Source organism: Streptomyces sp. NPDC029296 (assembly GCF_055569255.1).
The window spans coordinates 110428-131234 of record NZ_JBVHXT010000001.1 but is presented as its reverse complement, the minus strand read 5'-3'; the positions used below and the strand labels follow the sequence as shown (position 1 = coordinate 131234).

General features: G+C 74.6%; 16 protein-coding genes. 8 read left to right on the top strand and 8 right to left on the bottom strand.

Annotated features, from left to right (window positions below; genetic code table 11):
* Window positions 1-51: 51 nt before the first annotated feature.
* From ACZ4W9_RS00435 to rhaI, 3 genes are all read right to left on the bottom strand, one after another.
* A complete protein-coding gene (locus ACZ4W9_RS00435) occupies window positions 52-1518 on the bottom strand; it encodes a rhamnulokinase (protein WP_467932165.1) in 1467 nt (488 codons plus the stop codon).
* The gene (locus ACZ4W9_RS00430) at window positions 1515-3554 is read right to left on the bottom strand and encodes a bifunctional aldolase/short-chain dehydrogenase (RefSeq protein ID WP_467932164.1); all 2040 of its coding nucleotides are present in this window, start codon (window positions 3552-3554) and stop codon (window positions 1515-1517) included. Before ACZ4W9_RS00430 ends, ACZ4W9_RS00435 begins: the two co-directional genes overlap by 4 nt.
* 109 nt (window positions 3555-3663) lie before the next feature.
* The gene (rhaI, locus tag ACZ4W9_RS00425) at window positions 3664-4824 is read right to left on the bottom strand and encodes an L-rhamnose isomerase (RefSeq protein WP_467932163.1); all 1161 of its coding nucleotides are present in this window, start codon (window positions 4822-4824) and stop codon (window positions 3664-3666) included.
* A gap of 292 nt (window positions 4825-5116) precedes the next feature.
* Between rhaI and ACZ4W9_RS00420 the strand changes: the two genes are divergently transcribed.
* From ACZ4W9_RS00420 to ACZ4W9_RS00400, 5 genes are all read left to right on the top strand, one after another.
* Window positions 5117-5437, top strand: coding sequence for an L-rhamnose mutarotase (locus ACZ4W9_RS00420; RefSeq protein ID WP_467932161.1), 321 nt, complete (start codon window positions 5117-5119; stop codon window positions 5435-5437).
* A 15-nt stretch (window positions 5438-5452) separates the two neighbouring features.
* Complete coding sequence (locus ACZ4W9_RS00415) at window positions 5453-6796, top strand: BNR repeat-containing protein (RefSeq protein WP_467932160.1); 1344 nt, start codon at window positions 5453-5455, stop codon at window positions 6794-6796.
* A gap of 47 nt (window positions 6797-6843) precedes the next feature.
* Window positions 6844-7863 carry a LacI family DNA-binding transcriptional regulator gene (locus ACZ4W9_RS00410; RefSeq protein ID WP_467932159.1) on the top strand — a complete coding sequence of 340 codons (1020 nt, stop codon included), beginning with the start codon at window positions 6844-6846 and terminating at the stop codon, window positions 7861-7863.
* Window positions 7864-7963: 100 nt separating this feature from the next.
* On the top strand, window positions 7964-9262 hold the full coding sequence (locus ACZ4W9_RS00405) for an alpha/beta fold hydrolase (protein WP_467932158.1): 1299 nt from the start codon (window positions 7964-7966) through the stop codon (window positions 9260-9262).
* A gap of 57 nt (window positions 9263-9319) precedes the next feature.
* Window positions 9320-10162 (top strand): pentapeptide repeat-containing protein, encoded by an 843-nt coding sequence (locus ACZ4W9_RS00400; protein ID WP_467932156.1) that lies wholly within the window; start codon window positions 9320-9322, stop codon window positions 10160-10162.
* Here ACZ4W9_RS00400 and ACZ4W9_RS00395 read toward each other — a convergent pair.
* Window positions 10124-11728, bottom strand: a complete 1605-nt coding sequence (locus ACZ4W9_RS00395; protein WP_467932154.1) for a cytochrome P450 — start codon at window positions 11726-11728, stop codon at window positions 10124-10126. The two genes, ACZ4W9_RS00400 and ACZ4W9_RS00395, sit on opposite strands and share 39 nt — an antisense overlap.
* Window positions 11729-11845: 117 nt before the next feature.
* On the opposite strand from ACZ4W9_RS00395, the gene ACZ4W9_RS00390 reads away from it, so the two are divergent.
* Complete coding sequence (locus ACZ4W9_RS00390; protein ID WP_467932153.1) at window positions 11846-12454, top strand: TetR/AcrR family transcriptional regulator; 609 nt, start codon at window positions 11846-11848, stop codon at window positions 12452-12454.
* A 91-nt stretch (window positions 12455-12545) separates the two neighbouring features.
* Window positions 12546-13271 (top strand): DUF2470 domain-containing protein, encoded by a 726-nt coding sequence (locus tag ACZ4W9_RS00385; protein ID WP_467932152.1) that lies wholly within the window; start codon window positions 12546-12548, stop codon window positions 13269-13271.
* Here ACZ4W9_RS00385 and ACZ4W9_RS00380 read toward each other — a convergent pair.
* From ACZ4W9_RS00380 to ACZ4W9_RS00365, 4 genes are all read right to left on the bottom strand, one after another.
* Entirely contained in the window at window positions 13239-14378 is a 1140-nt protein-coding gene (locus ACZ4W9_RS00380) for a lactonase family protein (protein ID WP_467932419.1), read from the bottom strand. The two genes, ACZ4W9_RS00385 and ACZ4W9_RS00380, sit on opposite strands and share 33 nt — an antisense overlap.
* Before the next feature lie 182 nt (window positions 14379-14560).
* Window positions 14561-15772: an FUSC family protein gene (locus ACZ4W9_RS00375; RefSeq protein ID WP_467932418.1), complete on the bottom strand. Its 1212-nt coding sequence runs from the start codon at window positions 15770-15772 to the stop codon at window positions 14561-14563.
* Window positions 15773-15922: 150 nt separating this feature from the next.
* The gene (locus tag ACZ4W9_RS00370; protein ID WP_467932151.1) at window positions 15923-16411 is read right to left on the bottom strand and encodes an FBP domain-containing protein; all 489 of its coding nucleotides are present in this window, start codon (window positions 16409-16411) and stop codon (window positions 15923-15925) included.
* A 99-nt stretch (window positions 16412-16510) separates the two neighbouring features.
* Window positions 16511-17158 carry a PAS domain-containing protein gene (locus ACZ4W9_RS00365; RefSeq protein WP_467932149.1) on the bottom strand — a complete coding sequence of 216 codons (648 nt, stop codon included), beginning with the start codon at window positions 17156-17158 and terminating at the stop codon, window positions 16511-16513.
* 263 nt (window positions 17159-17421) lie between these two features.
* Between ACZ4W9_RS00365 and ACZ4W9_RS00360 the strand changes: the two genes are divergently transcribed.
* Window positions 17422-20622, top strand: a complete 3201-nt coding sequence (locus tag ACZ4W9_RS00360; RefSeq protein WP_467932148.1) for a bifunctional cytochrome P450/NADPH--P450 reductase — start codon at window positions 17422-17424, stop codon at window positions 20620-20622.
* Window positions 20623-20807: the final 185 nt, after the last annotated feature.

Here is a 20807-nt window from a genome sequence, read left to right as displayed (position 1 = left end):
TCGGACCAGTGCAGGGTAGTCGGCGGGGTACGGCCGCGGGCAGAGGGCGGCTCACCGCGCGGCGAGCCGGTCCTCGGCCGCCCGCCACCGGCCGGTGTCCCCCCACGGCGTGTACCGGGTGAGCGGCTGGGTGCGGGTGAGCAGCCGGCGCAGCGCGGGCAGATCGCCGGCGAGTCCGTGCGCGCGGGCCTGCACCAGCACGTTGCCGAGCGCCGCGGCCTCGGTCGCGCCCGCGACGACCGGCAGCCCGCAGGCGTCGGCCGTCAGCTGGCACAGCAGCGCGTTGCGGGTGCCGCCCCCCACCAGGTACACCACGTCCACCGGATGGTCGGCCAGCCGGGCCGCGTCCAGCACGGCCCGCCGGTGGGCGAGGGCCAGCGAGTCCAGGATGCACCGGGTCACCTCGGCCCGGGTCACGGGCACCGGCTGCCCCGTGGCCCGGCACGCCTCGGCGATCCGCTCCGGCATCCGGCCTGGCGCGAGGAACGCCGCGTCCCCCGCGTCCACCACCGACCGCAGCGTCGGCACGGCCGCCGCCTCCCGCAGCAGCAGCCCGAGATCCGGCTCCCCCCAGGCCCGTACGCACTCCTGGAGCAGCCACAGCCCCATGATGTTGCGCAGATAGCGGACCGTGCCGTCCAGCCCCAGCTCGTTGGTGAAGTTCGCCGCCCGGCTCTCCTCGGTGAGCACCGGCGCCGACAGCTCCAGGCCGGCCAGCGACCAGGTGCCGGTGCAGATGTAGGCGAACCGCTCGCCGGCCGCCGGGACGGCCACCACCGCCGACGCGGTGTCGTGCGAGCCGACCGCCGTCACCGGCACCGGTCCGCGCAGCCCGGTCTCCGCCAGCACCCGGGGCAGCAGGGTCCCGGCCGGATCGCCCGGCTGCCGCAGCGGCGCGAACAGGGCGAGGTCGATGCCCAGCCGGCCGGCGACCCCGTGCGCCCAGGTCCGGGTCCGCGGGTCGACGAGCTGGGTGGTGGAGGCGTTGGTCAGCTCGGTGCCCTGCTCGCCGGTGAGCCAGTACGTCAGCAGGTCCGGGACGAGCAGCACCCGCGCCGCGTGCGCGAATCGGGCGGTCGGGCGGTCGGCCGTGAGCTGGTAGAGCGTGTTGAACGGCGCGTACTGAAGGCCCGTCGCCGCGTACAGCTCCGCCGCCGGGACGGTCGCCCACACCTTCTCCGCGACCCCCTCGGTGCGGGCGTCGCGGTAGTGGACCGGGTTGCCGAGCAGCGCCCCGTCGGCGTCCAGCAGGCCGTAGTCCACCGCCCAGCCGTCGATGCCGACGGAGGCGAGCGTCCCGTCGGCGCAGTGCGCGCCCGCCGCCCGCAGTCCGTCCAGGACGCCCCCGTACAGCGCGAGGATGTCCCAGCGCAGCCCCTCCGGGAGGCGCACCGGCCGGTTCGGGAACCGGTGCGCCTCGGTCAGCTCCACCGAGTCCGGGCCCACCCGGCCCACCATGACCCGCCCGCTGGACGCGCCCAGGTCGACCGCCGCGTACGCCTTCACCCCCGTGCTCATCGCAGGAACGCGGCCGCCACGCCCGCGTCGACCGGGAGGTGCGCCCCGGTGGTGTGCGTGAGGTCCCCGCCGGTCAGCGCGAACACCGCGTTCGCCACGTGCTCGGGCAGCACCTCGCGCTTCAGCAGGGTCCGCCGCGCGTAGAACTCGCCCAGCTCCTCCTCCGGCACCCCGTACACGGCGGCCCGCCGCGCGCCCCAGCCCCCGGCGAAGATCCCGGAGCCGCGCACCACGCCGTCCGGGTTGACCCCGTTCACCCGGATCCCGTGCTCGCCCAACTCGGTCGCGAGCAGGCGTACTTGATGGGCCTGGTCGGCCTTGGTGGCCGAGTAGGCGATGTTGTTCGGCCCGGCGAAGACGGCGTTCTTCGAGACGATGTACACGATGTCGCCGCCCAGCCCCTGCGCCGTCATCACCCGGGCCGCCTCCCGCGACACCAGGAACGAGCCGCGGGCCATGATGTCGTGCTGGAGGTCCCAGTCCCGGGCGGTGGTCTCCAGCAGCGGCTTGGAGACGGAGATCCCGGCGTTGTTGACGACGAGGTCGACCCCGCCGAACGCGAGCGCCGCGGACCGGAACGCGGCGGCGATCCGCTCCTCGGAGGTGACGTCCACGGTGACGGCGACGGCCTTGTCCGGCCCGCCCAGTTCCTCGGCGACCCGCGCCGCGCCCTCGGCGTTCAGGTCGGCGACGACGACACAGGCGCCCTCCGCGACCAGCCGGTGCGCGACGGCCCTGCCGATGCCGCTGCCCGCGCCCGTCACCAGCGCGACGCGCGTGGCGAGCGGCTTGGGCTCCGGCATCCGCCGGAGCTTGGCCTCCTCCAGCGCCCAGTACTCGATGCGGAACTTCTCCGCCTCCTCGATGGGTGCGTACGACGAGACCGACTCGGCGCCCCGCATCACGTTGATCGCGTTGACGTAGAACTCGCCGGCCACCCGGGCGGTCTGCTTGTCCTTGCCGAAGCTGAACATGCCGACGCCCGGGACCAGCACGACGGCCGGGTCGGCGCCGCGCATGGCGGGGGAGCCGGGCAGGGCGTGCCGCCGGTAGTAGGCGGCGTACTCCTCCCGGTAGGCGGCGTGCAGCTCCTCCAGCCGGGCGACGGCGTCCGCCAGCGGCGCGGTGGGCGGCAGGTCCAGCACCAGCGGCCGCACCTTGGTGCGCAGGAAGTGATCGGGGCAGGAGGTGCCGAGCGCGGCCAGCCGGGGGTGCTCGGCACGGGCCAGGAAGTCCAGGACGGCGTCGGAGTCGGTGAAGTGCCCCACCTGCGCCCGGTCCCGCGAGGCCAGGCCCCGCACGTACGGCGCGAGGGCGGCGGCCCGCTCCCGGCGCTCGGCCTCGGGCAGCGCCTCGTACCCGGCGACGACCGGGCCGAACGGCTCCGCCCTGCCCCGCTCGGCGAGGAACGCCTCGGCGGTGCGGATGATGTACAGCGAGTTGCGCTCGCACTCCTCGGACGAGTCGCCCCAGGCGGTGATCCCGTGCCCGCCGAGGACGCATCCGACGGCCCGCGGGTGGGCGGCCTTGACCGCGGCGATGTCCAGCCCGAGCCGGAACCCGGGCCGCCGCCACGGCACCCACACCACCCGGTCCCCGAAGCACTCGGCGGTCAGCTTCTCCCCGTCGGCCGCGCAGGCGAGCGCGATCCCGGAGTCCGGGTGCAGGTGGTCCACGTGCGGGGCGTCCACCAGGGCGTGCATGGCGGTGTCGATGGAGGGCGCGGCCCCGCCCCTGCCGTGCAGGCAGTAGTCGAACGCCCCGACCATCTCGTCCTCGCGCTCCACACCCGGGAAGACGCCGGCGAGCGCCCGCAGCCGGTCCAGCCGCAACACGGCGAGCCCGTCCTCGGTGAGCGTCCCGAGGTCGCCCCCGGACCCCTTCACCCACATCAGCTCCACCTCACCACCGGTGACGGGATCGCTGGCGGTGCCTTTCGCGGAGGCGTTCCCGCCGGCGTAGTTGGTGTTGCGGGGGTCGGAGCCGAGCCGGTGCGAGCGAGCGAGGAGAGCGGCCACTTCGGGATGGGTGGTCATGCGTACGGGTTCCTTTCCGGAGGAGGTGAGTGTCCAAAGGGGCGCGGGGAACTGCGTGAACGGCCACGACGGACCCGCACCCCGCGACGGGGCTCCAGCGGCAGACGCCTCACGCCCCCCAGCCGGCCTGCTCGCCCCCGACCCGCTCGGCGACGATCCTCTCGGCCCATCCGGACCGGGCGTACGCGGCCATCGGGTCGGGGTCCACCCCCATGTCCTCCCGCACCTCGCGGAGCAACGGCCGCACATCCGTGTTGTACGCGTCCATCAGCACCGCGTTGGCTCCCAGCACATCCCCCGAAGCCTGGGCCCCGGCCAGCGCGGTCCGGTCCACCAGCAGCGCCTTCGCCGTGGCCTCCTGGACGTTCATCACCGAGCGGATGATCGCCGGGATCTTCGGCTCGATGTTGTGGCACTGGTCGAGCATGAACGCGACGTCCGGGGTGAACCCCCCGCCCCGCACCACCTCGTACATGATCCGGAACAGCTGGAAGGGGTCCGCCGCCCCCGCCATCAGGTCGTCGTCGGCGTAGAACCGCGAGTTGAAGTCGAAGCCGCCGAGCCTGCCCTCTCTCAGCAGCGTGGCGACGATGAACTCGATGTTGGTGCCCGGCGCGTGGTGCCCGGTGTCGACCACCACCCGCGCCCTGTCGCCGAGTCTGAGGCAGTGGGCGTAGGCGGTTCCCCAGTCCGGCACGTCCGTCGAGTAGAACGCCGGCTCGAACAGCTTGTACTCCAGCAGCATCCGCTGCCCGTCCCCGAGCCGCGCGTACACCTCGGCCAGCCCCTCCGCCAGCCGGTCCTGGCGGGCCCGCACGTCGTCCTGCCCGGGATAGTTCGTGCCGTCCGCGAACCACAGCTTCAGGTCGCGGGACCCGGTGGCGTCCATGATGTCGACGCAGCGCAGCAGATGGTCCACCGCCTTGCGGCGCACCGCCGCGTCCGGGTGGCAGATGCTGCCCAGCCTGTAGTCGTCGTCCTGGAAGGTGTTGGAGTTGATCGCGCCCAGTCGCACCCCCCGCTCCCCGGCGTACTTCGCGAGCGCCGCGTAGTCCTCCACCGTGTCCCAGGGGATGTGCAGGGCGACGGAGGGCGCCACGCCGGTGAACGCGTGCACCCGCGCCGCGTCCTGGAGCTTCTCCCACGGCGAGCGCGGCACCCCCGCCTGCGCGAACACCTTGAACCGGGTGCCCGAGTTCCCGTACGCCCACGACGGCGTCTCGACGGCCTGGGTCTTGAGCGCGGCCTTCACCGCGGCGAGGTCGGTCACTTCGGGGCTCCTGTGGAGGTCGGCGTGCGACGGACTGAGCGTATGAAACGATTCAGAACGGCAAGCTAGGGGCCGCCACCAGGGGTGTCAAGCACTCCGGCCGACCCGGACGTCGCGACCCCTCCGCGACCTCCCGCGGTCGACGGTTTTTCGACATGGGCCCATTGACGGGGGGCGGTCGCGGTGCCTACGGTCCCGGCAAGCTGTTTGAAACCTTTCACGAGGGCACCTGCACCCTCGGCGGGAACGGTGTGGTCGACCCGTACGACTTCCGAGAGAACGGGAGCGGTTCATGCAGCGCGTGTGCTTCCTGCTGAAGGTCAGGGCGGACCGGCTCGACGAGTACCGGGCGCGGCACGCGGCCGTCTGGCCGGAGATGCTCGACGCCCTGTCGGCGGCCGGCTGGCACAACTACTCGCTGTTCCTGCGCGAGGACGGCCTGCTCGTCGGCTACCTGGAGACCGAGGACTTCGCCGCCGCCCAGGCCGGCATGGCCGCCACCGGGGTCAACGCCCGCTGGCAGAAGGAGATGGCGCCCTTCTTCGAGTCCCTGGACGGCGCACGGCCCGACGAGGCCATGCGACCGCTCACCGAAGTGTTCCACCTGGCCTGACCGGGAGCCGCGCCGATGAGACCCTCGCTGACCGGGCCGGCCGTCACCCGGCTCGACGCCCGGGCCCTGTACTTCGTCTCCTACGACGGCCTGGTCAACACCAACTCCTTCCAGAAACACGGCCTGCTGACCCACCGGGGCCACCAGTACGCGGTCTGGTACACGGCGAGCCGCGAGGCGGTCGTGGCCCGCCGCCGGCTCGGCACGGCCACCTGGTCGGCCGTCCGCCTGCCCCACCTGCTGAAGGCCGACGACTCCCACAACGTCATCTGCATGGGCGTCTCCCCGGCGGACGGCCGCCTGCACCTGAACCTCGACTCCCACAGCGACGGCTTCCACTACGTCAAGTCCGTCGCCGGACTCCTCGACGACCCCTCCGGCACCGCCTGGGGCCCGGCCGCCTTCGGAGCCGTACAGACCACCCTGGACGGCCTGCCGCTCACCGAGCGGTTCACCTACCCGCAGTTCCTCACCACACCCGAGGGCCGGCTCCAGCTCGCCTACCGGGCGGGCGTCTGTGGGAACGGCCGCAACGCCCTCGCGGAGTACGACGGTTCCCGGTGGAGCGCGCTCGGCGAGTGGTCCGGCGCCACCGGCACGTACACCACCGCGCACGGCTCCAGCTCCGCCCGCAGCATGTATCCGCACGGCCTCGACTACGACCGGCGCGGCCGGCTGCACGCCCTGTTCACCTGGCGGGAGCGCGACCCGGCCGTCCTCGGCGGCAGCGGCGGACTGACCAACCACGACACCGGCTACGTCACCTCCGACGACCGCGGCCGGACCTGGCGCGACGATGCGGGCACTGTGGTGGGCACCACCGGCGGACCGGACCGGGTCCGCGTCACCGACCCCGGCCTGGTCGTCGACCCGCTCGGCCCGGACCACTGCCTGATGAACCAGGAGAGCCAGTGCGTCGACTCGGCCGGCCGGCCGCACGCGGTCGTCAGCCACCTCCCCGTCCGCCTCGGCCCGGCGACCACCGGCTACGCCGCCGCCCGCACCGCCCACGCCCGCGCCCACCACCTGCGCAAGACCGCCTCCGGGGCCTGGCTCAAGACCGAGATCCCCGTCCCGCTCCGCTCCAGCCAGCGCACCCGACTGGTCCTGGACCGCCACGACAACGCCTACGCCGTGCTGCCCCGCGGCCGGATCGCCGCCGCCTCGGCGGCCTCCGGGTACACCGACTGGACCCTGCTGTTCGACGGCGCGGGGCTCGACGCGTTCGGCGAGGTGGTGGTCGACGAGACCCGGATCGCGGCGGACCACGTCCTGTCGTTCCTGTACCAGGAGAAGTCCGCCGGCCGGACGCCCTCGCCGCTGCACGTGGCCGACTTCGCCCTGCCGGCCCGACGGTAATGTGAAGCGCGTCCCGCCGCGTCCCGTCCCTGGAGGTCCGAAGCCCGATGGCCCAGTCGGTGGGTATCAAGGACGTCGCCCGCGCCGCCGGAGTGTCGGTGGGCACGGTCTCCAACGTCATCAACCGCCCGGACACCGTCGCGAGCGAGACCCGGGCCCGGGTGCTGTCCGCGATCGACCGGCTCGGCTACGTCCGCAGCGAGTCGGCGCGCCAGCTGCGCGCGGGCCGCAGCCGGATCATGGGCCTGCTCGTGCTCGACATGGGCAACCCGTTCTTCGTGGACGTGGCCCGCGGCGCCGAACGCGCGGCCCGGGAGGCCGGGCTCGGCGTGATGGTGTGCAACAGCGCCCAGGACGCGGCCGAGGAGGCCGAGTACCTCTCGCTCTTCGCCGAACAGCGGGTCCGGGGCGTGCTGCTCACCCCGGCTGACGCCACCGGCCGCAACATCGCCGCCTTCCGCCGGCACGGCATTCCGTTCGTGCTGGTCGACCGGGTCGCCGAGGGCACCACCGAGTGCTCGGTGTCGGTGGACGACATCGCGGGCGGCGCGCTCGCGGTGCGCCACCTGGTGGACGCCGGGCACCGCTCGATCGCCTACGTCAGCGGCCCGCCCGGGCTCAACCAGGTCCGCGACCGGCGCACCGGCGCGCTGTCCGCACTCGCCGAGGCCGGGCTCGGCCCCGGGGCGCTGCGCGAACTGCCCACCGACCGCCTCGACGTGGCCGCGGGCCGGGACGCGGGCGCCCGCCTGCTCGGCCTCGCCGACCGCCCCACCGCCGTCTTCTGCGCCAACGACCTGCTCGCCCTCGGCCTGCTCCAGGCCATGTACGCGGCGGGCGTCACCGTCCCCGACGACCTGGCGATCGTCGGCTACGACGACATCGAGTTCGCCGCCGCGGCGGCCGTCCCCCTCACCTCCGTGCGCCAGCCCGCCGTCACCCTCGGCACCCTCGCCGCCGAACTGCTGCTGGAGGAGACCGAACAGGGCGAGCGGGCCCACGAGCACCGCCGGGTGGTGCTCCAGCCGGAGCTGGTGGTGCGCCGCTCCAGCCTCGTCGCCCGCTGACCGCCGCGTCCGGCGGCCGGCGGTGATCCCGGGCGCCGGGCCGCGCACGCTCATGTGCTGAACTGGGACGCGTCCGCATCGGCCCGTCCCGGGAGACCCGTTGAGCCTCAGCTACCGCCAGCCCGGTGTCGTCCTCACCGACCACCACTTCACCGTGCCCCTCGACCACGCCGACCCCGGGGGCGAGACCATCGAGCTGTACGCCCGCGAGGCGGTGGCGAGCGACAAGGCCGGGCAGGACCTGCCCTGGCTGCTGTACCTCACGGGCGGTCCCGGTTTCGGGGCGCATCGCTTCGTCGGGCGCCAGTCCTGGCTGGACCGGGCCCTGCGGGAGTACCGCGTCCTGCTGCTCGACCAGCGCGGCACCGGCCGCTCCACCCCCGCCACCCGGCAGACGCTGCCGCTGCGCGGCGGCCCCGCCGCCCAGGCCGACTACCTCACCCGCTTCCGCGCCGACTCCATCGTCCGCGACTGCGAGGCCATCCGCCCCCGGCTGACCGGCGGCGCCCCGTGGACCGTGCTCGGCCAGAGTTACGGCGGCTTCTGCACGGTGACGTACCTCTCCCTGGCCCCCGAGGGCGTGCACACCGCGCTCGTCACCGGCGGACTGCCCTCCCTGCACGCCCACGCCGACGACGTCTACCGGGCCGCCTACCCGCGCATCGAGCGCAAGGTCGCCGCCCACTACGACCGCTACCCGCAGGACGTGGCGGCGGCCCGCCGGATCGCCGACCACCTCCTCACCCGCGACGTGGTCCTGCCGAACGGCTACCGCTTCACCGTCGAGGCCTTCCAGTCCCTCGGCCTGATGCTCGGCACGAACGACGGCAGCCACCGCCTGCACCACCTGCTGGAGGACGCCTTCGCGCGCACCCCGTCCGGCCCGGAGCTGTCGGACGCCTTCCAGGAACAGGCACAGGCCCTGCTGTCGTACGCCGCCAACCCCCTCTACGCCCTCGTCCACGAGACGATCTACGGCCAGGACGCCCGCCCCACCGCCTGGGCCGCCGAACGCGTCCGGGCCGAGTTCCCGCGGTTCGACGCGGCCAAGGCGCTCGCCGGGGACGGCCCGGTGCTCTTCACCGGCGAGACCGTCCACCCCTGGATGTTCGAGACCGACCCGGCCCTGCGGCCCCTGCGCGAGACCGCCGGCCTGCTCGCCGCCCGCACCGACTGGGGCCCGCTGTACGACCCGGCCCGCCTCGCCGCCAACGAGGTGCCCGTCGCCGCGGCCGTCTACCACGACGACATGTTCGTCGACGCCGGCCACTCCCTTCGGACCGCGGCCGCGATCCGCGGCCTGCGCCCCTGGGTCACCAACGAGTACGAGCACGACGGCCTGCGCACGGCACCCCGGGTCCTGGACCGGCTGCTGGCCCTGGTCCGCGACGAGGTGTGACGGGCGGCCCGGCCCGCGGCGCACCGGGCGCTTTGGCAGGTCAGTAGGCTGGTCCCCATGCCGGACCAGACAACCGACCTCGCCGACCTGCGCGGCGACTGCGCCCAGTGCTTCGGACTGTGCTGTGTCGCCCTGCCCTTCGCCCGTTCCGCCGACTTCGCGGTGAACAAGCCCGCGGGCACCGCCTGCTCGAACCTCCGGGACGACCACCGCTGCGGCATCCACGCCCGCCTGCGGGAGCGGGGCTTTACCGGCTGCACGGTCTACGACTGCTTCGGCGCCGGGCAGAAGGTGTCCCAGATCACCTTCGGCGGGCGGGACTGGCGTACCGGACCGAAGGACGACGCGCGCCGGATGTCCGACGTCTTCCCGGTGGTCCGGCAGCTGCACGAACTGCTGTGGTACCTCACCGAGGCGCTGGGCCTGCCCGCCGCCGCGCCCGTCCACCCCGAGCTGCGCCGGGCGCTGGAGCGGACCGAAGGGCTCACCCGACAGAGCCCCGGGGAGCTGGCCGCGCTGGACGTGGCCGCGCACCGGCAGGAGGTGAACGTGCTCCTGCTGCGCACCAGTGAACTGGTCCGGGCCGGCGCCCCCGGCAAGGGCAGGGGCAAGGGCAAGGACCGGCGGGGCGCGGACCTGATCGGCGCCCGGCTCAGGGGCGCCGATCTGCGCGGGGCGAGCCTGCGCGGCGCGTATCTCATCGCGGCCGACCTGACCGGGGCCGATCTGCGCGGCGCGGATCTGATCGGCGCCGACCTGCGGGACGCCGACCTCACCGACGCCGACCTGACCGGGGCGTTCTTCCTCACCCAGCCTCAGGTGAACGCCGCGCGGGGCAGCGCCGGTACGCGGCTGCCGGTGTCAGTCACCCGGCCGGTGCACTGGGCAGCGGCCGGCTGACCGGGACCCGTCCGGTCCGTGCGGGTCCCGCCGCCGGTCGTCCGTGACCGCGTCGCGACCCGGGCACGCGGGCGCGGCCGCACCGCTGTCGGCGGCGCCCGGCGTCCCCAGGGGGCGCTGCCGCCGTCGTTCCAGCCGCAGCCGCAGCCCTTCCGGCATCAGAGTCAGGCGTTCGGCCACGGTCAGGCGGTAGCCGGGGTCGAGGTGCAGGTCGTAGCGGCGCAGCAGCAGGCCGAGGACCAACGTCGCCTCGTGCAGGGCGAACTGCCGGCCGATGCAGGCCCGCGCCCCGGTGCCGAACGGCTTGAAGGTGTGCGGTGGCCGGGCGCGTACGGCCGCCGGGGCGAAGCGGTCCGGGTCGAAGCGCTCGGGGTCCGCGCCCCACACCTCCGGCGCGCGGTGCAGCATCGGCGTCAGCACCAGGGCCCACGCGCCCCGGCGCATCGGATGCTCCCCGGCGAGGACCGTGTCGTGCCGGGCCTCGCGGGCGAAGGCGGGCGCGGTCGGCCACAGCCGCAGCGACTCGTCCAGCACCCGGCGCACATAGCGCAGCCGGGCCACCTGGTCGTAGCGGGGGTGCGGGGCGTCGCCCCAGACGCGGTCCACCTCGGCGCGGGCCCGGGCGGCGATCTCCGGGTGCCGGGCGAGGTAGTACAGGGCGAAGGAGAGCGCGCCCGAGGTGGTCTCGTGGCCCGCCACCAGGAACGTGATCACCTGCTTGCGGACGTTCTCGGCGGACAGCCGTTCCTCGGTCACCGGGTGCCTGGTGGCCAGCATGCGGTCCAGCAGGTCCCCCTCGCCGTCCCCGGACCGGCGCCGGGCCGCCACCAGTTCGTCCACGGTGCGGTCGAGGCAGGCCATGTCGGCGGCGTTGCGCCGGGCCGCGGAGCGCAGCAGCAGCGGGGCCAGCGGTCCGGGGACGGTGTTCAGCCGCTGGGCGTAGCCGAGCGTGCCGACCATCGCGGTGACGAAGGGGTGCGGGCGGTCGCGTTCGAAGGAGCCGAAGTCGTGCCCGAAGCCGGTCCGCGCGATCGTCTCCAGGGTCAGCCGGGTCATGTCGCCGGGCACGTCCACCGCGTGCCCGGCCGCCAGCCGCCGGTCCCAGTGGTCGGTGAGCCGGCCGGCCACGGACAGCATCATCCCGTGGTAGCCCTCCATGGCCTCCCGGCTGAACCCGGGTGCCAGGACGTCGTGCGCCAGCTGCCAGTTGGGTTCGTGGTTGTAGGCGGTGAACAGGCCGTCCCCGGCCACCGGGCGCAGGTTGGCGACGCCGAGGCCGACGTGCTTGGCGAACCGTGACTCGTCGGCGAGGTCGGCGACCAGCCGCGCCCCCCACACCAGCACGAACTCGTTGCCGAAGGCCCGGCGCCGGTAGATCGGGCCCAGTGCGCGGGCGTGGCGCAGGGAGTCCTGGAGCGGGCGGTGACGGTCGGCGCCGAGCACGTCGCCGAGCAGCGGCAGCCGGCGCGGCGGGTGCGGTATGCGATGCAGTTCGGGCCAGCCCCGCTCGGCGCTCCGGAAGCCCTTCGGCGGCCGGTTCCCCGTGGTCTTCGTCGTCTCCGCCATGGCGTGATCCCCCTTGATCCAGCGGATGGTTGACGCCGCCCCGCGTGTTGGACGTGGGTTCAATAACACGTTTCAGTGTGCTGCCGTTGTTGAACCGGCGTCAAGTAAAGTGACGCCATGCCCGCGAACGAGGAGGAGCGCGCCCGGCGCCGGCTCAGTACCGAAGAGCGCCGCGAGCAGTTGCTATCGGTCGGCGCGAGACTGTTCTCGGAGAGCGCCTACGACGATGTGTGGATCGAGCGGGTCGCCGAGATCGCGGGAGTTTCGCGGGGGCTGCTGTATCACTACTTCCCCACCAAACGGGACTTCTTCGCCGCGGTCGTGGAGCGCGAGAGCGAGCGGATGCTGCGGATGACGGCGGCCGTGCCCGGGGTGCCGGTGCGCGAGCAGCTGACCGCCGGCCTCGACGCCTACCTCGGCTATGTCGAGACCCACGCCCAGGGTTTCCGTGCCTTCCACCGCGCCGACGCGGCCGGCGACCAGGCCGTGCGCCGCGTCTACCAGCGGGCGCTGGCCGCGCAGGAGCGGCAGATCCTGGCCGCGTTCGCCGCCGACCCGGAGTTCGGGCCGGTCGTCGAGGCCGCTCCCGGGGTGCACCTGGCGGTGCGCGGCTGGCTCGCCTTCACCACCGCCGTCTGTCTGGAGTGGCTGCGCGGCGAGGGGGAGTTGAGCCGCGCGCAGGTGCGCGACCTGTGCGCCCGCGCGCTGCTGGGCGTCCTCGCGTAACCCGGAACGCTTCCGTCCGCCGGTGCGGCGTGGTTGGCGTGCGCTCCGAACTCCGATAAGTTAGGCAAGGCTTACCTAAGGAGATCTCGGGATGGATGAGACGCAGGACTGGACGGCCGCCCCCGGCGCGGCGGAACGGGCACGCTCGCTGTTGTCCGTCGCGTGGTCGTGCGCGGTGACCGCGGACGGCGTGCGCGAGGAGTACGCCGGCGCGCACGCCGTGACCGAGGACGGCCGGGTGCGGCTGACGGTGCCCGACGACAGCGGTCTGCTCGCCGCGGCCCTGTGCGCCCCGCGCCAGGAACCCTCCGCCCTGCTGGAGTTCGCCGACGTGGCCCCCGTACCGGTGCGCCATCGCGTCCGCGCCCGGCTCTGGCTCTCCGGCCGGCTCGCCCCGTCCGAGGGCGACCTGCTCTTCCGTCCCACCCGGGTGGTGCTCCGGGACGCCTGCGGGCCCGTGGTCGTCGGCCTCGACGAGTTCGCCGCCGCCCGCCCCGATCCCCTCGCCGGGGCCGAGGCCCGGCTGCTCACCCACCTCGCCGACGCCCACCCGGACGCCGTCGAGCGGCTCACCCGCCTGGTGCGGCCGGAGAGCCTGCACGCCGCGACCCGGGTGGCACCGCTCGCCGTCGACCGGCACGGACTGACCCTGCGCATCGAGCGCACCCGCGCCCACGGCGACGTACGACTGCCCTTCCACACGCCCGCCGACGACGTCCCCCAGCTCACCGAGCGGATGCACGCCCTGCTGCGGCAGGCCGCCGCCGCGGCCTGCCCCCGGGCGCTACAGCGGCAGCGCGCAGACGGCGACGGGTGACGCGAACGGCTCGCCCGCCGGGCGCAGTCCGCCGCCGTCGGGGTCCACGTGGAAGACGGTGACCGTGCCCGAGCGCTGGTTCGCCGCGAACAGCAGCCGGCCGTCCGGGGAGAACGCGATCTGCCGCGGGAAGTCCCCGCCCACCGGCACCGTGCCGAGCAGCCGCAGCCGGGCCCCGGCGGACTCCACGGCGTACCGGGCGATGCTGTTGTGGCCCCGGTTGGCCAGGAACGCGAACCGTCCGTTCGCCGTCACCAGGATCTGCGCCGGATAGTTGGTGCCGCCCTGAGAGCCCGTCGGCTGCGGCGGGCCCACGCGCAGCCGGCCGGAGCGCGGATCGTAGGCGCAGACGGCCACGGTGTCGTCCACCTCGTTGGCCAGGTAGGCGTACCGGCCGCCCGGATGGAAGGTCAGATGGCGCGGCCCCGCGCCCGGCCGGGTCCCTGCCCGGGCGGCCTCCGTGAGCGTGCCGCGCACCGGGTCGAGGCGGTAGGTGTAGACGGTGTCGGTGCCCAGGTCCACGGCGAGGACGTGCCGCCCGTCCGGGCTGGTCGTGAACTGGTGGGCGTGCGGGCCCCGCTGACCGGGGCCGGGCGGCGGAGAGGTGTGGGTGACCCGGTCGGTGCGCTCGCCCAGGGCGCCCGAGGCGTCGATCGGGTGCACGCAGACGCTGCCCGAGCCGTAGTCCGCGCTCAGCAGCCAGCGCCCGCCGGGGTGCACCGACAGATGACAGGGGCCCGCGCCGCCGGTGCTCCGGGTGCCGAGCACCCGCCGGTCCGCGAGGCGCACGGCCGTCACCCCGCCCTCCTCACGCTCGGCCACCGCGTACAGCGTGCGGCCGTCCGGGTGCACGGCGAGGTACGACGGGTCGGGCACCCCGGTGAGCGTGCCCGCCCCGGTGATCCGGCCCGAGCGGGGGTCGTACGACGCGAGGCCGATGCCGGTGCCGCCGCCCTCGACGGAGGTGTAGGTGCCCACGTACAGCGGGCGCGGCCCGGACGGCGCACGCGACGGCGCGGCGGGTTCCGGCGTGCCCCGGGTGGCCGGAGCGGCGGCCCGCGGGGCCGCCCGGGTCGTGCACGCGGAGACCGCCGCCGTGCCCGTCACCGCCCCGACGAACCGGCGCCTGGTCCAGCCGCCTGCGCGCTCCCGGCTCCGCTGGGGTGTCCGTGACTCCGTCTCCATGCCCCACCTCAGGTCGTCGGTCGGCCCGCTCACGGCAGCCACCTTGGCCCGCACCCGTCACCAGGGGCAAGCGTGCCCGGCCCGGACGGCCCCCGCCGCGCGCCTCACCGGGACCGGCTGCCGAGGCCCGCGCGGTTGCGCCACAGCTCCTCCTGGACGCCGAGCCAGTCGCGCAGCCGGGCCGGCCGGGGCAGCTTGGCCCGGTGCTCGCGGGAAACCCGGTCCAGCTCCTCCAGCAGCCGCCGGGTGCGGTGCTCGGTGTTCAGCTCGTCGATGATCCTGGTCGTCTCGGTCAGCACGGCGCCCAGCAGCTGCCAGTCGGTCCAGTCCTCGGCGATCTCCTCCCGGAGCAGCTCCGCCAGCCGGTCCCGGGTGCCGGCCGCCGTGTGCAGCTCGGCCGACAGCCGGGCTTCCGCCGACTCGGCGTCCTCGCTCAGGTGCGTGGTCACCAGCACCGCGAAGCTGACCACCGCGTCGGCGATCTCCGACAGCAGCCGTTCCACGGTCGCCCCCACCCGGGGCGGGAACAGGTCCTGGGAGCCCCGGGCCTTCGCCAGGTCCGTGAACGAGCGGGCCAGCACCCGCAGCACCACCGTGCAGATCTCCAGCGTGTCCAGACCGGTGCGCAGCACCACCCGGTGCAGCAGCCCCTCCTTGACGCGCGGATTGAGCCGCAGGCTGTCCTCCGCCTGCCGCAGCGCCGAGTCCACGCCCGTGATGTCGTGGTCCAGCCGGCGTGCCTCGTGCAGCCGCTCGGCCGCCTGCTGCCAGGGGACGCGGCCCGCGGCCTCCTCACCCATCCGCAGCATCAGCTGGCGCACCCGACGGGCCAGGCCCTCGATGGACCGGCCGGCCTCGTCCACCCACACGGGCGGCGGCAGCAGCAGGTTGCAGGCGGTGCCGACGGCCGCACCGATCAGCGTCTCGACGATCCGCGCCCACGCGGTGTAGCCGACCGTGGCACCGAGCACCAGCATGGCGCTGATCGCCACCTCGGCCACGTACTCGTCCACCCGCACCAGGCGCCCCACGGCCAGCGAGGCGATGATGAGCAGCGCCAGGCTCCACCAGGTCAGCCCCACCAGCACACTGAACGCGATGGCGACCAGCACACCGGCCACCACCGCGTTCACCCGGCGGATGCCGTTGGTCAGCGTGGCGTAGAACGTCACCTGGACGACCAGCAGCGCGGTCAGCGGCGCGGTCAGCGGGGCCGCCTCCGGACTCAGCCGGAGCGCGATGACGTAGGCGACCGACGCCGCCGCGGCCGACCGCAGCGTCTGGACGACCACCGGTTCCCGGCGACGCCTCAGCATCCGCCGCAGTCGCGAGGTCCAGCCCGGGGTCCACTTCCGTACGTTGATCATCCTTTGGCCTGTTCCCGTTCATCGGGCAGGTCGAACGTGGCCGTTCGCGGACTGTTTCCGGCCATGTCCGCCACGCCGTGGACCGGGCGGCCCTCGGGCCTACAGCTTGTCGAGGAAGGCGGAGAGGTTGGCCCGGGCCCGCTCGATCCGCTCCTCCACGGTCAGGCTCTCCTCGAACCGCACCCCGGACTCCGGCGCCTTCCTGCCCCGCAGATACAGCGAACAGGCCAGGTCGGTGCACATGTACAGCCCGACCGAGTTCCCCTCCCGGCCGGCCGCGCCCGTCTTCCGCGCGGTCATCAGCGACACTCCGCCGCCGGAATGCGTGGTCAGGCACACGGAGCACAGGCTGCGGTGCAGGAAGCCGCGCTGCGCGGCCGGATACCGCAGGGCCACACCGACGAGCCGGCCGTCGCGTTCGGTGACCAGATAGCTACGGTCCGGCGCACCGGGATCGCGCCAGCCGAGGAAGTCCAGGTCGTCCCACCGGCGGTCGCCGAGGTCCCGCGGCACGGTCAGGCGCTTGGCCTCGCCCTTGGAGCAGTTGACGAAGCAGGCGCGGATGTCCTGCTCGGTGAGCGGTCTCATCGGGGGAGGGTCCTTCCGGGAACGACGACAGGCTGCCTAGAGATCCTAGGCAGATGGCTATCGTATGTAGCCTCACAGGGGAGGGCCAATGGTTTTCCGTTAGGGCTGATCGGCCTCGTCGGACCGCGCCCGCGGGGGCCACACCCCCGGCAGCAGCACGCCCAAGGCATAGGCGCGGGCGACCAGTTCGGTGCGGTTGGCGGCGCCCCAGCGCGCCGACAGCCGCCGCAGGTGATAGGTGATGCCGTCCCTGCTGAGACCCAGCTCACGGGCGGCACGGGCGGTGGTCGCACCGCCGGCCAGCAGCGCCAGCACCCGCCGTTCCACCTCGGTGGTGGGCACCGGCTCCGGACCGGGCGCCGGCCGCTCGCCCAGCACGCGCAGCATCACCAGCAGCGCCGGAGTCTCCTCCGCGCTGTCGCTCACCGGATCCGCGGTCAGCTCCCCGTACCGCTCCGCCCCGCCGGGCGCCCGCCAGCACACCGACACCTGATAGCGGGACCGGTGCCGCAGCCGCAGCGCCTCGGCGATCCGCTCCACCTGGCCGGCCTCCTGCGGCCGGAACAGCTCCAGCACCTGCCGGCCGCGCAGCCGGCCCGGGGTCGTACCGCACTCCGTGGCCATCGCCGGGTTCGCCAGCACCACCCGGCCGTACACATCGCACACCGCCACCGGCACCGACACGCGGTCGAACACCAGCAGCGCGCGGTTGCGCCACGTCACCGCGTCGGCCCGTCCCGCCTCCATCGCACCTCCCGGTCCGCCGGCCGCCCGCCCATCAAAGAGGAAGAGGCAGGTCAGCGGCAACCCGGGCCTCGGCGGGCGCGGCCTTTCCGGCCGCTCGGCGACCGGCCGCAGCCCGCTCCGGGCGGCGGATGCGCGCGGGTGGCGCAAGTGCCGCCGCCGACTTTCCCCTACACGATCGTGTAGGGCCGTGGCGCGGGTCCGGGCCGCGCGTCGAGCACCCTGGAGCGCAGGAGTCCGCTACCGCGAAAGGCAGTTGTCGCGTCATGCCCCCCACCGCACCGCACCCCCGGCCCGCCGCAGCCCTGCCCGGCGTGCCCGTCGTCGACATCTCCGCCACCGGCCCCGGCCGGACCCCCGTCCAGCAGGTGATGGAGCTGATGCGGGAGCACGGCCCGGTGCTGGTGCGCCGGCTGCACGGCCGGGAGGCTCTGTTCGTCGCCGACGCGGACCTGGTCGCCGACCTGGCCGACGAGGAGCGGTTCGCCAAGCACGTCGGACCCGCCCTGGAGAACGTGCGCGAGTTCGCCGCCGACGGCCTGTTCACGGCGTACAACGACGAGCCCAACTGGGCCAAGGCGCACGACATCCTGATGCCCGCCTTCGCGCTCGGCTCGATGCGCACCTACCACCCGGTGATGCTGAAGGTGGCCCGGCGGCTCATCGACTCCTGGGACCGGGCGGCCCGGGCCGGCCGGCCCGTCGACGTGCCCGACGACATGACCCGCATGACGCTCGACACCATCGGACTGGCCGGCTTCGACTACGACTTCGGCTCCTTCGAACGCGCCGAGCCGCACCCCTTCGTCGAGTCGATGGTCCGCTGCCTGGAGTGGAGCATGACCCGCCTCGCCCGCACCCCGGGCCGCGACCACTCGGCCGCCGACGCCGCCTTCCGGGCGGACGCCGACTACCTCGCCCGGGTCGTGGACGACGTCATCGCCGCCCGCACCGGCACCGACCAGAGCGGCGCCGAGGACCTGCTCGGGCTGATGCTCTCCGCCCCGCACCCCGCCGACGGCACCACCCTGGACCCGGCCAACATCCGCAACCAGGTCATCACCTTCCTGATCGCCGGGCACGAGACCACCTCCGGCGCGATGTCCTTCGCCCTGTACTACCTCGCCAAGCACCCCGCCGTGCTCCGCCTCGTCCAGCGCGAGGCCGACGCGCTGTGGGGCAGCGCCCCCGACCCCGAACCGACGTACGACGACATCGGCCGGCTCACCTACACCCGCCAGGTGCTCAACGAGGCGCTGCGGCTGTGGCCGACGGCCGCCGCGTTCAGCCGGCACGCCCGCGAGGACACCCTGCTCGGCGGCAAGATCCCGCTGCGCGCCGGCCAGGCCGTCACCGTCCTGTCACCGATGCTGCACCGCCAGCCCGTATGGGGCGACAACCCCGAGCTGTTCGACCCCGAACGGTTCACCCCGGGTGCCGAGGCGGCCCGCCCGGTGCACGCCTTCAAGCCGTTCGGCACCGGTGAACGCGCCTGCATCGGACGGCAGTTCGCACTGCACGAGGCGACCATGCTGCTCGCCCTGCTGGTCCACCGCTACCGGCTGCACGACCACGCCGGCTACCGGCTCACCGTGAAGGAGACGCTCACCCTCAAGCCCGAGGGCCTCACCCTCACGCTCACCCCGCGCACCGCCGCCGACCGCGCGCACGCCCCGCTGCCCGGCACCGCGCCCGCGCCGGCCCGGGACACCCCGGCCCCGGACGCCCTCCCGGCCCGGGTCCGTCCCGGCACCCGCGCCCTGTTCCTGCACGGCAGCAACTACGGCACCTGCCGCGACTTCGCCGCCCGGCTCGCCGACGAGGCCGCCGCCGTCGGCTGCGCCACCGAGGTCGCCGCGCTGGACGCCTACGCGGACGGCCTGCCCACCGACCGGCCCGTGATCGTCGCCGCCGCCTCCTACAACGGCCGCCCCACCGACGACGCCACCGCCTTCGCCGCCTGGCTCGACGGCGACCCCGACCTGACCGGCGTGACCTACGCCGTCCTCGGCGTCGGCGACCGCAACTGGGCCGCCACCTACCAGCAGGTCCCCACCCGCATCGACGCCCGCCTCGCCGAACTCGGCGCCACCCGGCTCACCGGACGCGCCGCCGCCGACGCCTCCGGCGACCTCGCCGGCACCGTACGGGAGTTCACGGACCGCCTGCGCACCGCGCTGCTCACCGGGTACGGCGACCCGGAGGCCGAGCCCGGCACCCCGGACGAGCCCGCCCACGCCTACACGGTGCGCACCCTGACCGGCGGCCCGCTGGACGCCCTCGCCGAACGGCACGGCCTGGTCCCGATGACGGTCACCGAGGCCCACGACCTCACCGCGCCCGGCCACCCCCGCGTCAAGCGGTTCCTGCGCATCGCCCTGCCCGAGGGTGTCACCTACCGCACCGCCGACCACCTGACCGTGCTGCCCGCCAACGCCCCGGAACTGGTGGACCGGGCGGTCGCCGCGTTCGGCCTCGACGCCGACACGGTCCTGGACATCCGGAGTGCTCGGCCGCGCCGCGCGAGCGAAGCCGGGCGTGGGGGAGGCATCGCCGTGGACCGTCCGCTGACGGTACGCGAACTCCTCACGCACCACGTGGAGTTGCAGGAGCGGCCGACGGACCGGCAGCGGGCGCTGCTCGCCGGGGCCAACCCCTGCCCGCCCGAGCGCGCCGCCCTCGCCGCCCTGACCGGCGACGACCCGCGCACCCTGGTCGAACTGGCCGAGGACCACCCCGCGCTGCGTGGCGCCCTCGACTGGCCGCACCTGCTCGACCTGCTGACCCCGCTGCGCCCCCGCCACTACTCCATCTCCTCCGCGCCCACGGCCGACGCCCGCCACGCCGACCTCATGGTGTCCGTGCTCGACGCCCCGGCACGCTCCGGCAAGGGCCGCTACCGGGGCACGGGTTCAGGTCACCTCGCCGCCCTGCGGCCCGGCGACACCGTGTACGCCCGTGTCCAGCCCTGCCGCGAGGCGTTCCGGATCGACGGCTCGGCACCCGTGGTGATGGTCGCCGCCGGAACCGGTCTCGCGCCGTTCCGGGGTGCCGTCGCCGACCGCCTGGCCGCGCTCCGCACCGGCGCGCAACTCCCGCCCGCGCTGCTGTACTTCGGCTGCGACGCCCCCGACGCCGACTACCTGCACGCCGACGAGCTGCGGGCCGCCGAACGGGCCGGCGCCCTCTCGCTGCGCCCGGCCTTCAGCGCCGCCCCCGTCGACGGCGCCGCCTTCGTCCAGCACCGCATCGCCGCCGAGGCCGACGAGGTGTGGCGGCTGCTGACCGCCGGCGCGCGGGTGTACGTGTGCGGCGACGGCGCCCGCATGGCCCCCGGCGTCCGCGACGCCTTCCGTGCCCTGTACCGCGCGCACACCCCCGGCGCCGACCCGGCGGCGGCCGCACGCTGGCTCGACTCCCTGGTGGCGGAGGGGCGTTACGTGGAGGACGTGTACGCGGCCGGGTGAGCCGGGGCCGCGGCGGGGACCCGGGGCCGCGCCGGCTCCGGGTCCCCGCCCGGTCGGTTCCCGCTCGCCTCCGCCGGGCCGGAAGTCGCCGCCGCACCGGACGGCATCCGGCCCTCCGCTTAGCTCACAGCATGAACTAAGGCGTGGGTTAATGTCGCGCCCCGCTGCCCGAAGGGGTATGTTGC

Excerpts from the sequence above, each read along its gene's own strand:
- ACZ4W9_RS00365 (WP_467932149.1), bottom strand. The coding sequence starts at position 17,158 with ATGGAGGCGGGACGGGCCGACGCGGTGACGTGGCGCAACCGCGCGCTG.
- ACZ4W9_RS00435 (WP_467932165.1), bottom strand. The coding sequence starts at position 1,518 with ATGAGCACGGGGGTGAAGGCGTACGCGGCGGTCGACCTGGGCGCGTCC.
- ACZ4W9_RS00395 (WP_467932154.1), bottom strand. The coding sequence starts at position 11,728 with ATGGCGGAGACGACGAAGACCACGGGGAACCGGCCGCCGAAGGGCTTC.
- ACZ4W9_RS00400 (WP_467932156.1), top strand. The coding sequence starts at position 9,320 with ATGCCGGACCAGACAACCGACCTCGCCGACCTGCGCGGCGACTGCGCC.
- ACZ4W9_RS00420 (WP_467932161.1), top strand. The coding sequence starts at position 5,117 with ATGCAGCGCGTGTGCTTCCTGCTGAAGGTCAGGGCGGACCGGCTCGAC.
- ACZ4W9_RS00415 (WP_467932160.1), top strand. The coding sequence starts at position 5,453 with ATGAGACCCTCGCTGACCGGGCCGGCCGTCACCCGGCTCGACGCCCGG.
- ACZ4W9_RS00375 (WP_467932418.1), bottom strand. The coding sequence starts at position 15,772 with ATGCTGAGGCGTCGCCGGGAACCGGTGGTCGTCCAGACGCTGCGGTCG.
- ACZ4W9_RS00360 (WP_467932148.1), top strand. The coding sequence starts at position 17,422 with ATGCCCCCCACCGCACCGCACCCCCGGCCCGCCGCAGCCCTGCCCGGC.
- ACZ4W9_RS00410 (WP_467932159.1), top strand. The coding sequence starts at position 6,844 with ATGGCCCAGTCGGTGGGTATCAAGGACGTCGCCCGCGCCGCCGGAGTG.
- ACZ4W9_RS00385 (WP_467932152.1), top strand. The coding sequence starts at position 12,546 with ATGGATGAGACGCAGGACTGGACGGCCGCCCCCGGCGCGGCGGAACGG.
- ACZ4W9_RS00390 (WP_467932153.1), top strand. The coding sequence starts at position 11,846 with ATGCCCGCGAACGAGGAGGAGCGCGCCCGGCGCCGGCTCAGTACCGAA.
- ACZ4W9_RS00430 (WP_467932164.1), bottom strand. The coding sequence starts at position 3,554 with ATGACCACCCATCCCGAAGTGGCCGCTCTCCTCGCTCGCTCGCACCGG.
- ACZ4W9_RS00370 (WP_467932151.1), bottom strand. The coding sequence starts at position 16,411 with ATGAGACCGCTCACCGAGCAGGACATCCGCGCCTGCTTCGTCAACTGC.